General features: G+C 35.7%; 23 protein-coding genes and 1 other annotated feature. Of the genes, 4 read left to right on the forward strand and 19 right to left on the reverse strand.

Annotated features, from left to right (window positions below; genetic code table 11):
- Positions 1 to 43: 43 nt before the first annotated feature.
- Positions 44 to 415 carry an iron chaperone gene (locus AZF04_RS19495; RefSeq protein ID WP_061950223.1) on the reverse strand — a complete coding sequence of 124 codons (372 nt, stop codon included), beginning with the start codon at positions 413 to 415 and terminating at the stop codon, positions 44 to 46.
- 266 nt (positions 416 to 681) lie between these two features.
- Positions 682 to 931, forward strand: a binding site (T-box leader).
- Between the two features lie 48 nt (positions 932 to 979).
- On the opposite strand from AZF04_RS19495, the gene AZF04_RS19500 reads away from it, so the two are divergent.
- The gene (locus AZF04_RS19500; RefSeq protein WP_061950224.1) at positions 980 to 1,975 is read left to right on the forward strand and encodes a tryptophan--tRNA ligase; all 996 of its coding nucleotides are present in this window, start codon (positions 980 to 982) and stop codon (positions 1,973 to 1,975) included.
- Positions 1,976 to 2,023: 48 nt separating this feature from the next.
- On the opposite strand, the gene AZF04_RS19505 is transcribed toward AZF04_RS19500, so the two are convergent.
- The 7 genes from AZF04_RS19505 to AZF04_RS19535 form a co-directional block, all read right to left on the reverse strand.
- Positions 2,024 to 2,512: a DinB family protein gene (locus AZF04_RS19505; RefSeq protein WP_061950225.1), complete on the reverse strand. Its 489-nt coding sequence runs from the start codon at positions 2,510 to 2,512 to the stop codon at positions 2,024 to 2,026.
- Positions 2,513 to 3,096: 584 nt separating this feature from the next.
- Positions 3,097 to 4,041: a helix-turn-helix transcriptional regulator gene (locus AZF04_RS19510; protein WP_061950226.1), complete on the reverse strand. Its 945-nt coding sequence runs from the start codon at positions 4,039 to 4,041 to the stop codon at positions 3,097 to 3,099.
- An 88-nt stretch (positions 4,042 to 4,129) separates the two neighbouring features.
- Positions 4,130 to 4,954: a GNAT family N-acetyltransferase gene (locus AZF04_RS19515; RefSeq protein ID WP_061950227.1), complete on the reverse strand. Its 825-nt coding sequence runs from the start codon at positions 4,952 to 4,954 to the stop codon at positions 4,130 to 4,132.
- A gap of 16 nt (positions 4,955 to 4,970) precedes the next feature.
- The gene (locus AZF04_RS19520; protein WP_061950228.1) at positions 4,971 to 5,201 is read right to left on the reverse strand and encodes a hypothetical protein; all 231 of its coding nucleotides are present in this window, start codon (positions 5,199 to 5,201) and stop codon (positions 4,971 to 4,973) included.
- Between the two features lie 195 nt (positions 5,202 to 5,396).
- A complete protein-coding gene (locus AZF04_RS19525; protein WP_061950229.1) occupies positions 5,397 to 7,259 on the reverse strand; it encodes a serine hydrolase domain-containing protein in 1,863 nt (620 codons plus the stop codon).
- Positions 7,260 to 7,299: 40 nt separating this feature from the next.
- Entirely contained in the window at positions 7,300 to 7,482 is a 183-nt protein-coding gene (locus AZF04_RS19530; protein WP_061950230.1) for a hypothetical protein, read from the reverse strand.
- A 20-nt stretch (positions 7,483 to 7,502) separates the two neighbouring features.
- Positions 7,503 to 8,549, reverse strand: a complete 1,047-nt coding sequence (locus tag AZF04_RS19535; RefSeq protein WP_061950231.1) for a DUF1835 domain-containing protein — start codon at positions 8,547 to 8,549, stop codon at positions 7,503 to 7,505.
- Between the two features lie 397 nt (positions 8,550 to 8,946).
- Here AZF04_RS19535 and AZF04_RS19540 point away from each other — a divergent pair, with 397 nt between their 5' ends.
- The 3 genes from AZF04_RS19540 to cydS are packed head-to-tail and all read left to right on the forward strand — an operon-like array spanning position 8,947 to position 11,405.
- Positions 8,947 to 10,287: a cytochrome ubiquinol oxidase subunit I gene (locus AZF04_RS19540; protein WP_061950232.1), complete on the forward strand. Its 1,341-nt coding sequence runs from the start codon at positions 8,947 to 8,949 to the stop codon at positions 10,285 to 10,287.
- Positions 10,284 to 11,300 carry a cytochrome d ubiquinol oxidase subunit II gene (locus tag AZF04_RS19545; RefSeq protein ID WP_045483617.1) on the forward strand — a complete coding sequence of 339 codons (1,017 nt, stop codon included), beginning with the start codon at positions 10,284 to 10,286 and terminating at the stop codon, positions 11,298 to 11,300. The genes AZF04_RS19540 and AZF04_RS19545 overlap by 4 nt, the downstream gene beginning before the upstream one ends.
- Positions 11,301 to 11,306: 6 nt before the next feature.
- Entirely contained in the window at positions 11,307 to 11,405 is a 99-nt protein-coding gene (cydS, locus tag AZF04_RS22135; RefSeq protein WP_412459232.1) for a cytochrome bd oxidase small subunit CydS, read from the forward strand.
- Between the two features lie 73 nt (positions 11,406 to 11,478).
- On the opposite strand, the gene cydC is transcribed toward cydS, so the two are convergent.
- The 11 genes from cydC to AZF04_RS19595 all read right to left on the reverse strand — a co-directional run bounded on the left by cydC (position 11,479) and on the right by AZF04_RS19595 (position 20,203).
- On the reverse strand, positions 11,479 to 13,197 hold the full coding sequence (cydC, locus tag AZF04_RS19550; protein ID WP_061950233.1) for a thiol reductant ABC exporter subunit CydC: 1,719 nt from the start codon (positions 13,195 to 13,197) through the stop codon (positions 11,479 to 11,481).
- Complete coding sequence (cydD, locus tag AZF04_RS19555; protein WP_061950234.1) at positions 13,184 to 14,917, reverse strand: thiol reductant ABC exporter subunit CydD; 1,734 nt, start codon at positions 14,915 to 14,917, stop codon at positions 13,184 to 13,186. Before cydD ends, cydC begins: the two co-directional genes overlap by 14 nt.
- Positions 14,918 to 15,274: 357 nt before the next feature.
- Entirely contained in the window at positions 15,275 to 15,424 is a 150-nt protein-coding gene (locus AZF04_RS21335; protein ID WP_156479548.1) for a hypothetical protein, read from the reverse strand.
- A 209-nt stretch (positions 15,425 to 15,633) separates the two neighbouring features.
- Positions 15,634 to 16,131, reverse strand: a complete 498-nt coding sequence (locus tag AZF04_RS19560; RefSeq protein WP_061950235.1) for a L,D-transpeptidase family protein — start codon at positions 16,129 to 16,131, stop codon at positions 15,634 to 15,636.
- A 163-nt stretch (positions 16,132 to 16,294) separates the two neighbouring features.
- Entirely contained in the window at positions 16,295 to 16,645 is a 351-nt protein-coding gene (locus AZF04_RS19565; RefSeq protein WP_061950236.1) for a DUF2200 domain-containing protein, read from the reverse strand.
- 108 nt (positions 16,646 to 16,753) lie between these two features.
- Positions 16,754 to 17,551: a pentapeptide repeat-containing protein gene (locus AZF04_RS19570; protein WP_061950237.1), complete on the reverse strand. Its 798-nt coding sequence runs from the start codon at positions 17,549 to 17,551 to the stop codon at positions 16,754 to 16,756.
- 20 nt (positions 17,552 to 17,571) lie between these two features.
- Positions 17,572 to 18,114, reverse strand: coding sequence for an HAD-IIIA family hydrolase (locus AZF04_RS19575; RefSeq protein WP_061950238.1), 543 nt, complete (start codon positions 18,112 to 18,114; stop codon positions 17,572 to 17,574).
- A 30-nt stretch (positions 18,115 to 18,144) separates the two neighbouring features.
- The gene (aac(6'), locus tag AZF04_RS19580) at positions 18,145 to 18,579 is read right to left on the reverse strand and encodes an aminoglycoside 6'-N-acetyltransferase (protein WP_061950239.1); all 435 of its coding nucleotides are present in this window, start codon (positions 18,577 to 18,579) and stop codon (positions 18,145 to 18,147) included.
- Between the two features lie 35 nt (positions 18,580 to 18,614).
- Entirely contained in the window at positions 18,615 to 19,184 is a 570-nt protein-coding gene (locus tag AZF04_RS19585) for a DUF6434 domain-containing protein (protein ID WP_061950240.1), read from the reverse strand.
- Between the two features lie 181 nt (positions 19,185 to 19,365).
- Entirely contained in the window at positions 19,366 to 19,815 is a 450-nt protein-coding gene (locus tag AZF04_RS19590) for a GNAT family N-acetyltransferase (protein ID WP_061950241.1), read from the reverse strand.
- A 160-nt stretch (positions 19,816 to 19,975) separates the two neighbouring features.
- On the reverse strand, positions 19,976 to 20,203 hold the full coding sequence (locus AZF04_RS19595) for a hypothetical protein (protein ID WP_061950242.1): 228 nt from the start codon (positions 20,201 to 20,203) through the stop codon (positions 19,976 to 19,978).
- Between the last annotated feature and the right edge of the window lie 304 nt (positions 20,204 to 20,507).

Raw genomic sequence — 20,507 nt, forward strand, 5'->3', positions numbered from 1 at the left:
AGCCTGCTTCTAAATCATCTCATATAGCGAAACAACCTAACCTTTATTTTCTCCAAAAGGACGTGCAATCTGCTTTATCCATGATATTAAAAGCAATGATTTCTTGGAGCAAGGAGTAATGAACTTCATCCGTCCATTTAATACGGATTAATTCCTTCGTATGGTCGTATCCCACTTTTTCTATTTGATCGAGAAATTGATTCATACCTACATTTTCAGGGGCTACAGCTATATGCTTTTTTGAAACACTAAAGCCAATAATAAACGTGCCATGGTCCGTATACATGGGTTGATTCCATTTTATTTCGGGATCTAGGTGAGGAAACTCCTCCTTTACCCACGTTAAAATTTCCTCCATTCTTTGTTTATGCTCCGGGTTGTCAATCTTCTCTAAAAAATCATGAAAGGTACTCATGGTCATCTCTCCTTCTTTATAACTTGGATAAATATCGGTTTTAATCCAGCGATAAAATCACTATCTGTTGGCTTCGATTTCTATCATTTATCCATTTAGCTCATAAAACTTTGTTCACCGATTATATTCTCACTCATATTTTTAACTATACCTCTATATCTCAAGTAATTCTAGATGATGTTTTGAACGTTTTTTATTAGCATCAATGGTTAAGTTATTTAGCTATTGACCATCCTAATACTATGCTCTAAAATGTAGCTAATATCATGAAAGCAATGATGAAGAGGAGTAAACAATTGTAATGTTATAGAGAGCTGATGGTTGGTGTGAATCAGTACAGGATATTGTTGAATGGGCTTCTGAGCTTCTAGATTGAACCTTGTAGTAGGTCTAGCGGAAGGTCTTACCGATAAAAAAGACAAAGTATTGGAAAAGCTTTTTTCCTGTACGGATAAAGCGCGTTTATATACCAATATAAACGAATGAAGGTGGCACCACGGGTTACTCGTCCTTTTTTTGGATGAGTAGCCTTTTTTGTATGTATTTAAATAAGGAGGTATAGTAATGAGAAAAACGATACTAACTGGGATTAAGCCAACTGGGCAAATTCATCTTGGAAATTACATTGGCGCCATTAAGCCTGCACTTGCTCTAGCTAAAGACAAAGAATATCAGCCCTTATACTTTATTGCTGATTATCATGCCATTACTAAAGGCTATGATGTGAGTAAATTCAAAGAGCTTACTTATGGAGTAGCTGCCACATGGCTAGCTCTAGGGTTAGAGCCTCAAGAAGTCATCTTTTATAAACAATCCGATATACCCGAAATTTTCGAATTAACGTGGATTCTTAGTTGTATGGCACCTAAAGGACTAATGAATAGAGCCCACGCTTATAAATCAATAGTAGACGATAATATCACTTCCAATAAAGACTCGGACAGTGGTGTTAATATGGGATTATACAATTATCCCATTTTGATGGCATCGGATATCCTTTTGTTCAAGTCGGATATTGTTCCTGTAGGAAAGGATCAAATTCAGCATATTGAAATTGCTAGAGATATCGCTCTGTCCTTCAACCATCATTTTGGAGAAACCTTTACATTACCAGAATATCGTATACAAAAGGAAACAGCTGTTTTACCAGGTTTGGATGGAAGGAAAATGAGTAAAAGCTACGGAAATACGATACCACTGTTTGAAGAACCTAAAAAGCTTAGAAAGCTTATTAATAAAATAGTAACCGACTCACTCCCGCCTGAAGCTCCAAAGGACCCTGACACATCTTCTATATTTCAGTTATATCAAGAATTTGCTTCTCCAGAAGACACCTTGCGAATGAGAAAGCAATTTGCTGAGGGCATTGGTTGGGGCGATGCGAAGAACGAGGTGTATAAAGTCATGAATCAATTTCTTGAAGAACCTCGCGAAAGATATGTTGAATTAACGTCTTCTCCTCAAAAGCTCGATAAGCTATTAAAAGAAGGAGCAGAGCAAGCAAGAGAAATAAGTAAAGCTAATCTACAGAACATAAAAGAACAGATAGGCTTTTTATAAAAAAATCCCCCCTATTAGAATAAATTTCTGTCTAATAGGGGGAAATCATTATACATAAAGGTCATTCATACTCACATCATAGTCAAGTTGCTTTAAGTAATTAAAAAATTGACCTCTGTGATGGAAAATATGCGAAACATCCTCTATCAGCCAATGTGCTTGTACTTGTCCTTCCTCTAAGTAAAAGGGTTTTGTTTTTTTACTTAGGAAATCCACTTCGGATAGTGATAGCATATAGGTTTTATATAATTGAAAACCCTTATTCATTGCCTCAATCATTTGGTCGACATTTTCTAAACGTTCATAAGCTAGCTCTAAGCGTTGAATCTCTTCATGACTTTTTTCTTTCCATATTTCTAAATCGACTTCTGGAATAGCAATAATGTGATTGGCTAGTTCTTTTAAACTTCTCATCTTCTCATTTGGCTTGTAATTCCAATCTTTATCCTCAACTTTTCTGAGCAGCCCTTCCATTGACTTTATTCCTCGTCCCATTTCTTCTAATAGCGTTTCCCTTAATAAATCAGTCGAATTCATTTTATCCCTTCCTTTCTTTTTTACTATAACCATTAATGATGACAAGTTTTGTCACTATTATTTCATTTATTATTTGAATCAATTTCATCATGCATGTTCTTAAATGAAAACCCATCGGTTAGGTTTTTGATTTTCTCTTTAGGTAGATGCTTTCCCAAGGGCTTGTCTTCAGCTAACTCTGACTACGCAAGGCTTCGTCAGAGTGGATTTTCAGACTGCGCTCATTCTTTGGGAGTCCCTACCTACCGTTTCAATCAAGAAGTGATTATTTTGCAAACATTCAAGACATTTTTATAATAAATGGTTGGTTTTATTCACTTAAACCCACTTCTTCATTTCTTTCTTTTAATGAAAACCGACCATTTAGGTTTTTGATTTTCACTTTAGGTAGATGCTTCCCCAAGGGCTTGTCTTCAGCTAACTCTGACTAGGCTGGGCTTCGCCAGAGTGGATTTTCAAACGGCGCTTTTCCTTTAGGAGTCACTACCTACCGTTTCAATCAGCGAGCGATTTCGCAAACATTCAGGACATTTTTTTAATAATTGGTCGGTTTTATTCACTTATAAAGCAATGATGAAATTCACTCATTTGTAGTATTTTTGTAATTGTAATAGCTTATCCTTAAAGTAAGTAACGGCTTCTTGTGGTTCTTTGATAAAAGCTTCATTTCCAAGATTCCAAATAAGGTCAGCAAAAAATCTCCACTCTGATTTCGGAATGAATGTTTCTATGAATCCTTCCCCTTCTTTATTCACTATAACCATTTTGGCTAAATCTATATCCGAAATCGCTCTTCTTACTCCTTCTTTTGATAAAACAACGGAAAAAGGCACGGGATTTTTCATAGTAGCTTCTGATAGCTGTATCCATTCCAAAACGGATGAATAAGGTAAATGAATCGCTGGTGTCTCAGCCGGCTCAGCAGAATGAATACGATCCGCTCTGAATAAACGAAATTGTTTTCGTAAAAAACAGTAAGCCGGGCAGTACCAAAAGCCATTATGGCTATATAAACCAACTGGTTGAATAACTCTTTTCTCCTCCCCAGCTCGTCCTTCATAGTGAATCATTAAAGTAGATTGCTCAACAGCAGCATTTAGTAACATTTCAAGATAGGTTGTCCTTTGCATTCGGTGAGGGCTCCAAAATACTATACGGTCCTTCATCGCATCCACTCGTTCTTTCGCTTCTTGAGGCAGGTTTTGATACATTTTCTTTAATACATAATCCACTTCAGTTTCATATGGTAAGGCAGCATAATATTTCAAAGACTCATAAGCAAAATAAAGGAGTACAGCTTCTGACTCCTTTAGAAATACCGGTGGTAGCATTCGCTCATTTAAAAAATAATAGCCTCCATCTGCCCCTGTTTCAGAGTAAAGTGGCACCCCCATTGAACTTAGCTCTTCCAAATCACGTAATATCGTACGATAGGAAACACCAAATTCAAGTGCTAACTCTTTTGCCGTAAACTTTCTTCTTTTACTTACCGTCATCATTATTTCTATTAATCGTTGTGTTTTCCTCATGACGCTTACTTCCCTCATGAAATGATTTTAAACTCTCTTTTAAGGATCTAAAGTCATACCATTCCTCTATTCTAAATCATCGTATTCTTTACTCTACCATTTTTTTCATTTGAAATTGTCTCTTTTCATTGATTAATTCAAGTTTTTCAAAAGCTGCCTGACTTTCTCTATTTATGATGACATTATGTAAGAAAACTCGCTCGATTCCACAATCATTTTGGAACTGAGATAAAATCGTTGAAAGATTTCGAAAATAATCCTTTTCAATCAAGTTAAGTTGCAGAATCGATACACTGTTTTGATACTTAGTAAATGTTAGATGGCCTACTCTTTTTGCATGAATATACACTTCTACATTCATAGCTTCTTCATCACGTAACCGACTCTGCCAGGGAGTAAGAAATGACTGCCAATCTATAGACTCCGCTGTCTCTTTTCTCTGCATTTCTAGCTCTTCATCACCAGATGTAATGGGGTTCATGGCCGGTAGCTCAGCCACTATTAATTCATTCTTTATCAAAAAGCCATTATTTTGATAGAGTTGCAAAGCCTTCTTATTTTCTGACAAAACCTCTAATACTATTTCCGCACAATCATTTCTTTTAGCGATATTATAGGCATAGCTTAGCATCTGATTGGCTATTCCTTCCCCTCTGAATTTAGGAATAACAGACATGCCACCAATCCATAATTGCTTCACATTTTGAAAGATTTCGATTCCGATTAAAATAACTCCTGCTATCTCGTTGCCTTTAGTATAAATACTTGATAATGTCCATGATAGCTTTTGTTTCTCGATTCGATTCATGAGCTGCTCATTAGACATTTTAATAGAGACTAAATAATCAGAAAAGCCTTCATTCCACGCAGCGGTTACCCGTTTAGAATCAACGTCAGAAATAGATTTAAACACTTTTTATTCCCCATTTCTAATATGGACGATTATTAAAGAAATAAGATACCGATTCATTGACTCTAATTTCTTTTCCTTGAAGTATTTTTGAATGCGCCTCCCAAGTGACAACAGGAGACAAAACGAGCATCGTACGTGCTATTTTATCTGCCTGTTGTTTTAATTCCTCTAAATTATCTGCTTCTAATAATCTCGAATCAATTAAATCGTCGACCCCATTAAAAAACAAAACATTAGCCTTTACCATACTAGCCACCTCCATCACAGAATTTAAGGTTCCTCTCTTTTATAGTATTAAAAAATACTGAACAAATTCTGTAACTTAAGGAATGAAATAACATATTTTTTTCAAAAGGTGGTGATATTTTTATCTAAAAAAGGTTGATGGTTTCTTTGACTAAGTTCTTAATCTATTATTATTTGATTTTATTTTTTTATCTCCTTATTGGTAAAAAGACCAAGTCATTAATAAAAGTAGAAACATAATAGCCATAACTATAGAAATCAAGGATCTGAATTTTTGCCCCTTTGTTAATGTATTTCTTACTGCATAAATACTAAGTAAAATGATCGATAGGGTGATTAATCCAGTAAATAGATAATTGATAATAAAATGAACCTTTATATCACTATAAGAGCGACTAAAATTACTCAGCATTCTTATAATTAATACGATTGTATTTACTAACATTCCAAAACCAGATAGCTGGATAAAGGTACTCCATTTAACTGTTTTAAAAACCTTTTCCCTACGTATTTTGCTAACTATCCACCTTACAATTAGAACAAAAGGAGATAGTAGAAAATAAACCGAACAAATCACAAACAGAACAGCCTGAATATAAAGAGATGCTTTGCTTTGCGGTAACGGTAAATAATCACTGATTGGTGCAGAGATTTTCGATACATGACCATTCTCAACATGGAAATAAATCTCTTTCATAGTATGATAGAAAGGTGCTCCGGTTACCATCTCATATAGATAGGGTTGTGTTTGCACATAAGTTGCATTCATCCCAGCTAGACTTACATTTATTTCATTGTCATTCAAGCTTGTTACCTTTAACGGAATTAGATAATAATACAAGTTTATAAAACTGTTATGCGTCCTGCGTCCAGACAAATAAGTACCCTCTACAGAAGATGCCTCGAAACCCTCATTGCTGTCTATTGAATGGTCCATTTCGGTTACTAACGCTTCTATAAGTCCTATCGATACATCTATTTCTCCAGCCTGATTAGTCAAAATGACAATTGAAAATTGCTGCTCTGGTACGAGGTGAAAGTTAGCTGAAAAGGCATCGGTGTTTCCACCATGACCAAGACCACGATAGTTACCTTTATATTCCCATAAACCATGGGCATTGATAGCAAAGCCTTCCACAGGAGAATAGCTTGTTGTTAAAAAAGTATTAAGAGTTTCTATATCCTTAAAAAGAGTTAGAGCTTCTTCCTGATTCGTCAAAGCGGAAGCAAGCTTCGCTAAATCCATCGCTGAACCACTGAGGGCACCTGCTGGATATAATGACATGAAAAAAGGCTGATATTCTTGAAACTGTCCAGGCCCTGTCTGGACATAACCCTTTGCCATTTCTTCATGATTGACTACATTGTATTCTGTAGTATCCATACCTAATGGTTCAAATATATGGTCTTTCACATATTCATCAAAGGACTGTCCACTTAAAAGTTCAACGATATAACCCGCAAGTGCTGTTGAATAATTAGAATAAGCGACTACTTCACCTGGTGGATATACTTGATTTGGTTCGGTTTTAATTAACCCTTCTTTTAAACTGACAATTTCAGTAGGATCAGAATAGCCTAAATCAAACAAATATTCTTCAAAGCCAGCTGTATGATGCATGAGATGATACATGGTAATAGGTTCGGAATAGCTAAGCTTTGTTAAAAATGAGTCAGGCAGATAGGTTGATATATCTTCATTTAAATCGATTTTTCCTTCTTCAACCAACTGCATGACAGCAATCCATGTGACCACTTTACTAACCGATCCCCACTCCATCAAGGTCGTGTCAGGATCGACTTCCTTACCATTATCCATATCAGCCAAGCCATAGCCTTTTGAAAAGACAACCTCCCCATTTTTTAAAAGGATAACACTAGCTCCTGTTAAGGTTTCTCCTATATACTCATCCACATATTCATTAATAAATATGTCTAAATCTTCAAATGAAACTCCAGATGGAGTAGTATCATCCAGAGTTTCTGCTAAAACTAGTGGGGTAGAAAAAATACTTAAAAATAATAGTACCGCGGTTAATATCGTGATTGTATATTTCATAAAAAGACCCCTTTTACTCCATAATCTATATGAACTGTGTTTATAACTGATTGGCTTTTTGTTGATAGAAGTAATCTGCTTTTTTAGACGCTAAAAACAAACAAATCCAACTACCGATTATCGCAAATAAAAATAAATCACTTTTTAATAAAGCCATAAGAAGGGAAATGAGAGCTAACGAAATAGCAGGTACGAAGTATTTTATTACTTTCCAATTCTTCATGTTTTCACCTCCTACCACCTTTAATAATCAGCATATTCCTTTTTTCTAACACTATAATAACGCCAAGCTTTAGGAACTCCTTTTATCTCAAGCATACCTTGAAATAGGAGCATTCTCATTCTGTATTCAAAATATAAGTCACCTATATCCTGTTCGATACAGCCTAATAGTTCACCAATTATTCTTGAAGCTTTAATAAAATCCTTTTCCTTTTGCTCATTATGCAAATGGGAAATGACAGCCAGAATATCATCATCATAATAATTTTCGGCGACATGTTGAATACGTTGCTTTGACCAGATTCTTAGAACTTCTGTTTTTGTCGCTAAATATTCCCAGTTGTCTTCGTATACCTTTTTCTCTTCTGCCGATAAAGCAGGAGAATTTTTGTGTAAATCATATATTATACTTAGACTCTCAGGTAGCATCTCACCAATATGTAAAGGAACATGCGTATCACCTGGTTGTATTTCCTGATAATCTTTAGTGGCATGTATACATTGAATTTCATTTGAATGATTTTTCAACGTATAAAGGATGTATAATAGAGCCGTTTGCTCATGAGCGTTATCACCTACCCAGATAACGATCTTAGCTTTTGTTTCTATCGATTTTATTTCATCTATTTTTTTAATAAATGTTTCCTGATAATCTTCTAATTGCTCATTCTCGAGATTAATATGATTCACTATCCAATCTGACCGATGTTGAATCCCTTCATTCTCATGTAGATTCCAAATAGGACCTATCGAAAAACGTTCATCAAAACTAATAACCGCTTCTCTTTCTAGTAAATTCTGATTTTTCAACATTTGTGCGATACTCCCAGCTTGAGTACCACCAAACACAATGTGCACAGCATCCTTATCGTAATCATATGATTTCAAGTTTGTGGATGTTTTATATTTTAGAAAATCTTTATAAATTTTTAGTAAATCTCCGGATAATTGTTTTTCTGATAGTTGATTGTCTTCTAACATTTTTATTCTAATTAAAATCTGAAAAAGGATCGTCTTCGTTTCAGAATCTTCAGTATTTGTAATTAATGATTTTAAATTCTCTATCATAAAATAACCCCCCTCCCTAATACATATTATCATAGAGTAAATTTAATTAAATCTAAATTTTTCCAACTCTATAAAGTAACTCCTCGAACATGTAAATGACACAGTAAAAAACAAAAATAGAAACGTTTTAAAGGAACAAAATGTGGGAATCGAATCAAGATGACTAATATAAAACAGTAGATTGTAAAATATTACATATTGAATGAAATATTTAACATCCTTTTATCCTTAGGGATGTTTTCTTATTGGTGTATTATGCCTTAACAAAAATGACAATAAGTTGTGACTATCTTATGAATTTGCTGTATTCCTCGTCTTTTTTAACCAAAAAATAATACTATTATAGTAGTATATATTGATATTTTACACCTTTAAATAGAGAAGGAGGTTTTAATATATGTTATTCGACGACCCTGTCTTTATGAGTCGAATGCTGACTCTACTAACGTTATCATTTCATATTTTCTATGCCACTATTGGAGTCGGCCTCCCACTTATGATTATGATATTTCAATGGGTAGGGATCAGAAAGAATGACCCTCATTACCTACTGATGGCTAGACGCTGGGCAAGAGGTTTTGTAGTGACCGTTGCTGTCGGTGTCGTAACCGGAACAGCAATAGGATTACAATTATCCTTACTTTGGCCAAGCTTTATGGAACTAGCCGGTCATATTATTGCATTGCCACTATTTATGGAAGTATTCGCTTTTTTCTTTGAAGCGATTTTTCTAGGTATTTATTTATATACTTGGGACAGGTTCGACAATCCTAAGAAGCATTTATTACTATTAATTCCTGTTGCTATAGGTGGAGCGATGTCTGCCTATTTTATTACAGTCGTTAATTCGTTTATGAATTCACCAGGTGGATTTGAGCTTGTAAATGGCGAGCTTGTAAATGTTAATCCAATTGCTGCTATGTTTACTGTTTCTATGCCAACTAAGGTTGCCCATGTTTTAGCAACAGGCTATATGACCGTTGCTTTTGTATTAGCGGCAATAGCAGCCTTTCGTTTATTGCAGGGCGCGAACAAAAATTATCATAAAAAATCTTTGAATTTGTTAATGAAGATTGGTTTTATCTTTGCGATTGCCTCAGCTATTATCGGAGATTTTTCTGGTAAATATTTAGCCGAATATCAGCCTGAGAAATTAGCGGCAGCAGAATGGCATTTTGAAACATCAGATAATGCTCCTTTAGTTTTATGGGGTGTGCTTGATGAAAACAATGAACCACGATATGCGATTGAGATTCCTTTAGCACTAAGTATTCTTGCCCATGGTTCACCTTCGGCTGAGGTGATTGGTTTAGAGGAATTTCCTGAAGAGCATCAGCCGCCTTTAGTCATTCATTACTTCTTCGATACGATGGTTACAATAGGCATGTTCATGCTTGGGCTTTCCTTTATTTATTGGATTGCTCAGTGGAGAGGCTGGAGCTTTGTCCAACAAAGATGGTATCGCTGGCTAATTGTATTAGGAGGTCCTTTATCCTTCCTAGCCATTCAGGCTGGATGGTGGTTGGCCGAGGTTGGTCGTCAGCCTTGGATTCTAAGAGGCATTATGACGATTGATGAAGCAGCTACTACAAGTGACCATGTTGGGATTATGTTTATCTTATTTACGCTCCTCTATCTTATTTTAGGAATTGGGACCGTTGTAGTATTAAGAAAAATGTTTAAAAACAACCCTCCTGAAATTGAATCAAACGAGATGTCAGGAAGTGATTCGAAATGAGTCTAGAAATTATCGGTATTTCAGTGCTATGGCTCTTCTTATTCGGTTATGTCATTATCGGGTCGATCGATTATGGTGCTGGCTTCTTTAATGCTTATAGCTTGCTCACAGGAAAGCAGCATATTGTATCAAAAATTATTCAGAGGTATTTATCTCCTGTATGGGAGGTAACCAATGTATTCTTTGTCTTTTTCTTCGTGGGAATGGTAGGCTTTTTCCCAGAAACAGCCTTCTATTTCGGAACGATTTTATTGATTCCTGGTAGTATTGCGTTAATATTACTGGCGATTCGAGGCTCCTATTATGCATTTGAAGCATATGGGACAAAGGGGCACCGAGGCTATGCCTTCATGTATGGTGCTTCTGGTATTCTTATACCCGCCTCCTTATCGATTGTTCTGACCATCGCAACAGGTGGTTTTGTAACGATTCAAAATGGTGAACCAACGTTAGACTATCTCAGCTTATTTTTAAGTCCATTAACCTGGGCAATTGTTATACTAAGTATTATTGCTGTCCTTTATATTTCAGCTGTATTTCTTACTTGGTATTCACATAAAACAGGTGATGAGGGAGCAACAGCTTTGATGAGAAAATACTCTCTTATTTGGGCCGTCCCGTTAATCATTGCCGCTTCGGGAATTATCATTGAACTGCAGCATCATAATGAAGTTCACTTTAATCAACTTATGGGACTTTGGTGGTTGTTTGCCGTTTCATTCTTAATGTGGATAGGGACCGTTTATTTTATCTGGAAAAAAAGAAAATACGGAGTCGCTCTCAGCCTGTTAATTGGTCAATTTGCTTTTGCCTTTTTTGGATACGGAATTTCCCATTATCCATACTTATTGTATCCTCATTTAACCATTTTTGATGGATTTACAAACGAGGCGATGGCCATTGCATTAATTGTTGCCTTTATTTTAGGAATGCTTCTTCTGATTCCGTCCCTTTATTTATTGTTAAGACTGTTTTTATTCGACGGTCAATATATAAAAGGTAAGAGGGAGTGATTATAGATGTTCAATAATTTCCTTATTTTTATTGCCCCTTTTCTAGTCCTCATTGCAGCTATTGGAGCCGCATTTTTCGTTGCTTTGAAGGATAAACACGAATAATATAAGAACGACAAAAAGAGCTTGTAACTCTCGCATTGCGAAAGTCTAACACAAGCTCTTTTTTTCTAAATTCCTATCCTAACACTACTTCTCTTTCTATCTTTTTCATCTCTTTAAAGTAGCTATCTCGATTCATGAGCTCATCATAAGTACCAACTTCTACCACTTTCCCATGATCCATCACTATAATCTGATCCATCTTCTCTAAGCCGTTCAAACGATGGCTTACTAAAATGAGAGTTGCGCTCTCTGCCTCTTTAAAGACATGTTGGAGCACTTGCTGCTCAGTTACTGCATCTAATGATGAGGTTGGCTCATCCAGTAGCCATAGTTTCGATTTTCTTAGGAATAGACGAGCTAATGCTAACCGCTGCTTTTCACCGCCAGAGAGATTACTTCCTTTTTCCTGAACAATATGATCTAAACTTAGATGAGCTAGCTGAGCGTGCTTTAATGCTTCATAAAGCTGTTTTTCATCTATTGATTCATTCTGTACTAGTAAATTATCTCGGATTGTCCCATAAAAGAAATGGTTGGATTGTAGAGAGATGTTACTAGCTTGCCAAATATCTTCCTCTTTTAAGCTTTCTAATCGATATCCATCCCATTTAATTTCTCCAATTCCGATTTCATATAATTTTAATATCAAATGTAAAATCGTCGTTTTACCAGAGCCACTAGCTCCTACTATAGCTGTTTTAGAACCTTTTGGCAGAGCAAAGCTCACTTCATTAAGAGACGGACGTAATGCTTGTTCGTATTGAAAAGTAACATCATGAAATGAAAGACTAGGAGCGTCCTTTACCTCTAGATCTGTCTTTAATTTCTTCTGCTGCTGTTTCTGCTCTCTCCAAATATTTTGCAATCGATTAAAGGCTTGCTCACTTTCATGAAGATAATTTGGAAATAAAGAAAGTGGACCTGTTTGTTCAAATAAAGTTAATGAAATCATAAATAACAGAGCAATCAATACCCCTTCGATTTGTCCAGTACTCATTTGATGAGCCGCAAAGCCTAATACCACCACGGAAACAAGTAGTGAGAGAAAGCTGACTATTGATTCATTCCAGACTAGGCTAAGGTTCGACTTTTCCTTTGCCTTCTCATATTTCTTCACCGATTTCTCAAGCTGTTTTTCTCGATTAGCCGCTTGCTGATGAATTTTAAGGTCACGATAGCCATATAAAAATTCTGTAAAATGAGAGGAAAGCTGACCCCGTTTTTGCCTAACCTGCTGATCGACCTTTCTTTGTATAATGGTAAATATAGATGGTACTACAACCGTTAAAAAAATCATACCAACTACGATAATCAGAGCTGTTCCAACTGAAAATATTGTCGTAAATAAAATGGTTGCAATTGTTACACTTGCAATTACAACAGGTGGATAAAATACTCTCAAAAAATAATTTTGCAAAGATTCTACATCTCCAACAATGCGAGACAATAAATCTCCACTTCTGTATTTTTGTAAAATCGTCGTCGCTAAAGGTTCGATTTTTTCATAAATATAAATCCGCAAGTTACTGAGCATCGTAAATGTACCACGGTGTGAATAATACCTTTCACCATAGCGACTAATAGCCGAAGTAATACCTAGAAGTTTCACGATAGCCACAATGACCATAAGTGTATAAAGTGGTGGTACAAGTGCGGCCTGTGATATGAGATAACCGCTAGCTGAAAATAATCCAATGGCTGTAATACCAGCAATAAATCCGAATAATATCGATAAAAAGATATCTCTTTTTTCTATTAGCATGATTTTCATAACCGTTCTAAGAGCCTTCATTTCCGCCACCTCCTTCCTGGATAGTCACCATTTTACGATATAGAGGTTCACTAGCTAATAATTCATTATGCGTACCTATAGCTTGTATTCCACCACGATTAAGTAAAATAATTTTATGAGCTGAGCGGATTGTATGAAGTCGATGAGCAACCGTAATGATAGTCGCTGATTTCGCTAGCTTTAGCATTGAATTTTGAAGAAGCTTCTCTGTTTTTACATCTAGACCTGTTGTAGGCTCATCAAATAAAACAAGCTGTGGTTGCTTCAAAAATGCTCTTGCCATAATGACCCTTTGCTTCTCTCCACCTGATAGCCCACGACCTCCTTCTCCAATAGGTGTTTGTAAGCCCTGGGGTAAAGACTGTACCCACTCTAACAACCCCGCTTCTTTTATAGCCGTCCACATTTCTGTTTCTGAGGCTTTCTCCACATGACCTAAGGCAATATTTTCTAAAAGAGTCCCTGAGAATAAATAAGCATCTTGTGCAATATAACTAAGCTTCGAATACCATGATGCTTCTTTAACGTTTTTTTGCTTTATACTATCCATCTCATATTCGCCAGCTTGTATCGGAAAAATTCCCGCTATCACGTTCAACAAAGTGCTCTTTCCTGCCCCGGTAGGTCCAATAATAGCTACTCTCTCATACCGGTTAATAGTAAGGGATATCTCAACCGACTGAAACTGACCTTCTCCATAGCCAAACTGAATTTTAGAAAGGGTTAATGCCGGAGGAACATTATCGTTTAACTCCACTTCCCCCCATTTAGTTGGTTCATTTTCTTCAGCTAATAGCTCTTCGATATTTTGAGCGGCTCCACTACTTTGCTTGCCAGTATGAAAGGCTGAGCCAAGCTCTTTTAATTTCGTGAAAAATTCAGGAGCTAAAATTAACATTAGAAATCCGGTAAAAAAGTTTGTATCCTGGACAATAATCATTCTTAAAGCAATCTCTAAAGCAATTAGTCCAACACTCAGCATTGAGATGAACTCAAGAGCTAACGAATTGGTAAAAGCGACCTTCAAGACTTCCATGGTAGCATCTCTAAAAGAAAGACTACTTTTTTCAATTTTTTGCTTCTGTTCTTTGGATTTCCCAAATAATTTTAAAGTTGGTAAGCCTTGCAAAGTATCTAAAAAGGTACCCGAAAAAGCCGCCATTTGAGAAAGCTGTTCTTTAGACTTTTCCCCTGTCTTTATTCCAATAATCACCATAAAAATAGGAATAAAAGGAGCCGTTACTACTATAATGGCTGCTGTTGCCCAATGCTCGAATAGGATGACTACAAATATCATCAAAGGCACAATAACCGACTGAATCGCCTGTGGGATGTATTGACTATAATAACCGTCCAGCTCATCGACTCCATCCATGAAATGGCTCGTTTTTTGCCCTGATTGACCTTGTTTGGAGGCAAAAGCAGAGCGACTTGTAAAGAATCGTAGCAGCTTTAGACGTACATCCGTCTTTATTTTTCCTGCCATCGCAATCCCAATTTTCTTTATATAAGCACGGAATAACGTCCTTGTTAGCAAAGCTAATACTAAAAGGGCAAATATATGTAACAAATTTGAATAATGGACTTGTTGTAAAAAGACAGCATCAATAATGGTAACAATCAAATAGGCTTGAGCCACAATCGACAATCCTAATACAAAGGAGAAAATGACCATAAATATTAAATAGCTTTTATAAGGTTTCATCCATTCCTTTAACATGCGTCTCCACCTCCTGTTCTCTTATTGTAAGCTTCATAAAAGAATATTACTAATCAGAAGGAAGCCAAAACCAACATGTTAATATTTTTGTAACAAATTACTCCTATCCTAAGATTAAGATATACTCATTTACCCCAAAACGAGAGCACCTTGAAATTCTAGCGTCCATCATTTAAAAAGCTTCCCAAAGACAGTATTTGATTTTTAATAACCCTATGATTCCCCAATTCTTAATGATTTAACGTTGTAAGGCTCTTTTTATAGAGCAATTTATAGAGAGATAGATACTTTTAAATTTAATCTAAAAAAGACTTACTGTTATTCAGTAAGCTTCATAATTTAGTCTTTTACGATGTATTAATGATGAATAGAGCTACCTCTTTTGACGGTTTCAATGCTGAGGCTGTCATTTTGTGCTAAATGACAGCTTCCTTTTGACCGTTTTTCAGGTGCGGCTCCCTTTTTGGGTGAATAGAGCCCTTCCTTTTCACCGTTTTGCTTATTCAACGCGCTTTTCCGTCCAATAGAGCTATCCTTTTTTCTGTCTGTGCTCACATTCATCAGATGGGTTCGCAGCACTGTCTTTTTTATTAATCTCACTCAAAACAAATAAGCCTGCCGACCTTCTCACTACTGCGAGACTTTATCTACAGGCTGAAGGCTTACTATTTTTCCGTAAGCTTCTAGCTATTAACACAATCACTCTTAGTCATTCATTATGGTTCAATGACTACTCTTGTTCCAATAGGCACTATTGATGCTAGCTCCACTACATCTTCATTAAACATTCTGACACAGCCCTTTGAAGCATATGTTCCGATAGAGGAGGGATTATTGGTTCCATGAATTCCGTAATGATTCCTTGAAATAGACATCCACATTGCACCGAAGGGACCACCTGGATTTGGTGCTTTATTAATAATCACAAACTCACCTAGTGGAGTTTCTGTTAACATTCTTCCAACTGCAATAGGATAGGTTTTAACAATAGCTTGGTCTCTATATAAGGTTAAAACTCGATCAGATAGCTTAATATAAATCTCATATGGAATTTGGCTTGGATCAGGAATCCCCGGAATATAAATACGTTGACCTACCATTATAAAGTTAGGATTAGCCAATTGGTTCGCCTGTATAATAGAACTTAAGGGTACTCTATAATCGAGAGAAATTGAACCCAACGTTTCACCCGCCATTACGGTATGGTAATACATCCTATCACCTCTCACTTTTTACTCATTCATCATTGTATGATGTTCGCCTAAAAAATGTGATAGGAGTTAGGTTAGTAGAAGCGATTTAGCCTCCCAGTTATATGATTAAAGGCTTAGCTTAATCCCAAAAAAGGCCATCTCTGAGCTAAATCTCATTTATCCTTTATGTACGCAGAATTTTCTCCATTTTTTTCCCTCTTGCCAATTCATCAATTAGCTTATCTAAATAACGAATTTCCTGCATAATTGTTTCTTTAATATCCTCTACTCGAACTCCGCAAACCACTCCTTTTATCAGCTCTCTTGCAGGATTTAATTGCGGTGCTTCACTGAAAAAATGTTCAAAATCGGTACCTTTTTCTATTTGTTCCTCAAGTCCTTCCTGATTGTACCCTGTTAACCACGTAATAATATGGTCGAATTCAGCTTTCGTTCTTCCCTTTTTCTCTGCCTTTGCTACATAATGTGGATAGACACTTGCAAAGCTCGTCGTATAAATTCTATGCTTAGTCATCACGAATTCCTCCGTTTTTTATTTTCTACATATTGCTAATCCTACTTTTCGTTATTTATTATGAACCAAAATGCCTGCATCATGAATAGCTTAACGGTACAATAAAAATTAAGAGCACCAGTGCTGCGGTCTGTCTAAATACTCTGGTAGGATAGTATGCTGATTTCCTTGTGCTGAATTTATTTGTGATTGTGTTAAGAAAAGAGCACCCGATAAATTAGCTCCACTCAAGTTAGTATCTCTTAAATCGGCTCCAATAAAGTCAGCATAGCTCATTTGTGCACCACTAAAATTAGCCGCTATGAGTAGTTTCCCTCTAAAGTCATAGCCTTCAAAATTCTTTTTGTTAAAGCTTTTACCAAAAAATGAAGATATTTTTATACTTTTTGTTTTGTGATTCTCTCGATATAAAAGACTGGTTTCCATTAATAACGGATTAATTTTTTCACGATGCTTACTAACATTCAACTCCATAATATCTTTAGGATCATGATTGACTAATGTAGCCGTTTCCTTCAATACCTTTTGAAGCTTATCATGTATTTCATAATTTTCATTAAGAGTCAGAGCTTGTTCTAGGTACATAAGCATTTCATGCATTTGCTGCACCTTTGTAAAAACAGTAAACATCTCATCCTTTATATCGGTGTCTCTTCTCCAATCTAACCCTTTATAAAGGTTTTGGGTAACGTGCTGTCCTGCTCCAAAACACTCATACGAGACACAGCCTCGAAACCCCTTTTTTCTTAATTGATTATGAATACCACAACGATTATTCTCCTGTAAATGAGTACACTGCTGTCCTTCCTTTTTATCTAACGGAAAATCTGTTGACTTTGAATAAGGTAATGCTACACAGCATAATCCTATACATTGAAGACAATCAGATTTTAACGAATCTTTCATTTATACCACTTCCAAATAGATTATTTCTGAGATAGTAACCAATTGACTGCCTCATTGAAATCGTTTGCTACTAAATCTGGATGCACTTGATTCCAACGGCCAAAAAATTGCTTCTGATGATATTTCTTATAAGCTTCCTCACCATTACCTGTTTTCACTAAAATTTTAAAACAGCCAACCTCATCTGCAGCGATTAAATCAGTCCACCTATCTCCAATGACTACACAATTCTTTAAATCAAGCTGATACTCTTTTGCCGCCATTTTTAACATGGATGGTTTTCTGCATAGGCAATTTTCAAAATGCTGGTGAGGACATAGATAGATGTTGTCAAAGCCAAAGCCCGTTAGCTCCTCTTCAAAGCTTTTTAAACGAACTTCCCCTTTTGAAATTCCAGGCTGATTCGTAAAAGCGAAGAGGAGTACACCCGACTTTTTTAATGTAGCAATAGAGTTTAATACATAAGGGAACAATTTGAAATCTCTTGGATAAGTAACCTGTTCATTTCCACCGATCGTACCATCTCTATCAATAAAAATAGCTTCAATCTGCACATTGATCAACTCCTTATCCTCTTTACTGCGAAAAGTCACCTATAGCCTTTTCTTAAAACAGATGACTCGATTTACTTCTTCAAATCCTAATTTAAGATGCATCGCCAGGCTCTGCTTATTGTGTAATTCGCAATCACTCGCAAACTCCACACAGCCTTTCTGCTTCGCCCACTCCTCACAAGCATGTACTAAATTCTTTGCCACTTTCTGTTTCCGAAATGCCTCTTTTACGAATAAACCTTCTAAATATCCTACAGGGGTTGTATCTGTTCCTTCCACATAATCAAATCGTAACTGGCATTGTGCAAATCCAATCACTTCTACCCCTTGATAAGCTAACAAAATGATGGCGTCAGACTGAGAGATGAGCTCCTCCATTTCTTTTATAAAGTCACCTAAAGATTGACCTGGCCAAAGTGATTGAGCAAGACGAGCCGCTTCCTTCGCTTCTGACATCGTTGCTTCTTTTATCATAAGGGATCCTCCACTTTTCATCTCATATTAAAGATTCATATCTCTTTCCTACTAATATATTTATTACTACCTGGTCGAACTTTTACTTCCTTCCATGCTTTTATAGCATCCTCTCTTTTAAGAGATTGATTGTAAGGATCGTCAAAAAAATCTCGAATAAACTGATTATATTCAAACTGTGAACCGATTTCTGTTTTATAATTCGGTTCTTTTTTTCGAGCTTCTTCTTCATGCCAAGCAACTATTACATCTTGATAGGTTTTTTGTGGATGATTTTTAAAGAATTTCTGGATAAACGTTGAAAAATGAAAATTAGGAATATGCACTTTAAAAAACGCTCTTACTGTTTGGCTACATCGGTGATTATCACCTATGACGGTTTCAAGACTTAATTGCTCAGTCGTAGTCTTTTTGCTAACCATTCTTTTCTGTGGCTTTTGAATTTCTCCTGTGGTTAGATACCATTCTATTCGATTGGTTAATTCCTCCTTTGAGCCCGAAGCACTTGCACCAATACTTCTACAAAATTCTTGCAACTCCTTTTTTAGCCAATAGTATTGTTTAAACGGTTCTAACTCTATATTCCGATTCAAATTAGGTCTCAAAAGAAAACACCTCTACCTTTTTTTACCTAATTATAGAACGTATATTCGCTTTTGTATATGGGAATTTGAATATTAGTCATTCTTCGAGAAGCTTTCGTTATGAGACTTAATAAATAAGAAGCTTACAAGAGATGACTTTCTAGATGATGCCGGCTGGGTTATAGAAAAAATGTAAGTCAATTTAATTAGGTAGATTTTTCACTAATAACACAGAATCTGTTAAAGTCCTAAATCCATTTTTTTGATAAAATAAATAAGCTGGAACAGTCTTTTCGGTTGTTAATAAAATATGTTGGATCTCTTCTTCTTTTAGCACATCTTCCATTAAAGAAAGAAAAATAGAACCGATACCTTGTTTTTGATGCTTTCTTGAAATAAAGAATTCCTTAATAAAATATTCTTTACCTTCCCACCAGTTAAAAGTAAGCCCTAGTGAACAGCCGATTAGTTCGTCATCTTCACCGTACAACGCTAAAGATAAAGAGTTTTTATTCGTAGATATGTCTTTCATATACCTATCTACCTTTTGATCATTTTCCCATTTATCAAACCAAGGCTCATTCGAGAAAACATCGATAAATTGTTTCTTCATTTCTTCATAATCTTTATTTAATAATTTCCTTACTTTCATTTAGAAAATCTCCTTATTTATTATTAAGTGAAGAAGAAGCATTAATTGAATGAACTATAGTACTTACAGCAATGTTAGTAGCCATTTCACTTGTTGTTCTTTCAACAATTAATATATGTAATAGACAACAAATCTTAATAAATAATAATACTTTTATTTCTTACGTTTTTTTAATTCTATAATTAACGATTTGTTCTGATATAAAGAAAATGGCTAATCCAACCAGTAAAATAGTTAGTGAACTATTGATTAAAGGTTTTTTTTGTATAATCTCAAAAAGTCCATTTATCAATAAAGTGATTGCCCAGAAAATGAATGTACTTTGAAAAGCTATATTAACACTAGATTTATTTACTTTATTACTGTTTTTAAAAAATAGTTTAAGCATATGAAATCCTCCCTATAACTATTGAATATAGCAACTGAATCCATTTCATCATGCTTATCTTATAATGAAAACGGAACGATTAGGTTTGATTTTCACTTTAGGTAGATGCTTTCCCAAGGGCTTGTTCTCAGCTAACTCTGACTACGCTGAGCTTCGTCAGAGTGGATCTTCAAACTGCGCTTTTCCTTTGGGAGTCACTACCTACCGTTACAATCATCTGTGAATTCACAAACATTCAGTACTTCTTTTAATGAAAACGAAGCGATTAGGGTTTGATTTTCACTTTAGGTAGATGCTTTCCCTA

Source organism: Alkalihalobacillus trypoxylicola (assembly GCF_001590785.1).
Classification (GTDB): domain Bacteria; phylum Bacillota; class Bacilli; order Bacillales; family Bacillaceae_D; genus Alkalihalobacillus; species Alkalihalobacillus trypoxylicola.

What these genes read in the sequence shown, in the direction of transcription:
- AZF04_RS19500 (WP_061950224.1), top strand. Translation starts at nt 980, where the DNA reads ATGAGAAAAACGATACTAACTGGGATTAAGCCAACTGGGCAAATTCAT.
- AZF04_RS19520 (WP_061950228.1), bottom strand. Translation starts at nt 5,201, where the DNA reads ATGGTAAAGGCTAATGTTTTGTTTTTTAATGGGGTCGACGATTTAATT.
- AZF04_RS19530 (WP_061950230.1), bottom strand. Translation starts at nt 7,482, where the DNA reads ATGAAGAATTGGAAAGTAATAAAATACTTCGTACCTGCTATTTCGTTA.
- AZF04_RS19525 (WP_061950229.1), bottom strand. Translation starts at nt 7,259, where the DNA reads ATGAAATATACAATCACGATATTAACCGCGGTACTATTATTTTTAAGT.
- AZF04_RS19495 (WP_061950223.1), bottom strand. Translation starts at nt 415, where the DNA reads ATGAGTACCTTTCATGATTTTTTAGAGAAGATTGACAACCCGGAGCAT.
- AZF04_RS19590 (WP_061950241.1), bottom strand. Translation starts at nt 19,815, where the DNA reads ATGAAAGTAAGGAAATTATTAAATAAAGATTATGAAGAAATGAAGAAA.
- AZF04_RS19570 (WP_061950237.1), bottom strand. Translation starts at nt 17,551, where the DNA reads ATGAAAGATTCGTTAAAATCTGATTGTCTTCAATGTATAGGATTATGC.
- AZF04_RS19565 (WP_061950236.1), bottom strand. Translation starts at nt 16,645, where the DNA reads ATGACTAAGCATAGAATTTATACGACGAGCTTTGCAAGTGTCTATCCA.
- AZF04_RS19535 (WP_061950231.1), bottom strand. Translation starts at nt 8,549, where the DNA reads ATGATAGAGAATTTAAAATCATTAATTACAAATACTGAAGATTCTGAA.
- AZF04_RS19540 (WP_061950232.1), top strand. Translation starts at nt 8,947, where the DNA reads ATGTTATTCGACGACCCTGTCTTTATGAGTCGAATGCTGACTCTACTA.
- AZF04_RS19510 (WP_061950226.1), bottom strand. Translation starts at nt 4,041, where the DNA reads ATGAGGAAAACACAACGATTAATAGAAATAATGATGACGGTAAGTAAA.
- cydD (WP_061950234.1), bottom strand. Translation starts at nt 14,917, where the DNA reads ATGTTAAAGGAATGGATGAAACCTTATAAAAGCTATTTAATATTTATG.
- cydS (WP_412459232.1), top strand. Translation starts at nt 11,307, where the DNA reads ATGTTCAATAATTTCCTTATTTTTATTGCCCCTTTTCTAGTCCTCATT.
- AZF04_RS19545 (WP_045483617.1), top strand. Translation starts at nt 10,284, where the DNA reads ATGAGTCTAGAAATTATCGGTATTTCAGTGCTATGGCTCTTCTTATTC.
- cydC (WP_061950233.1), bottom strand. Translation starts at nt 13,197, where the DNA reads ATGAAGGCTCTTAGAACGGTTATGAAAATCATGCTAATAGAAAAAAGA.
- AZF04_RS19505 (WP_061950225.1), bottom strand. Translation starts at nt 2,512, where the DNA reads ATGAATTCGACTGATTTATTAAGGGAAACGCTATTAGAAGAAATGGGA.
- AZF04_RS19560 (WP_061950235.1), bottom strand. Translation starts at nt 16,131, where the DNA reads ATGTATTACCATACCGTAATGGCGGGTGAAACGTTGGGTTCAATTTCT.
- AZF04_RS19595 (WP_061950242.1), bottom strand. Translation starts at nt 20,203, where the DNA reads ATGCTTAAACTATTTTTTAAAAACAGTAATAAAGTAAATAAATCTAGT.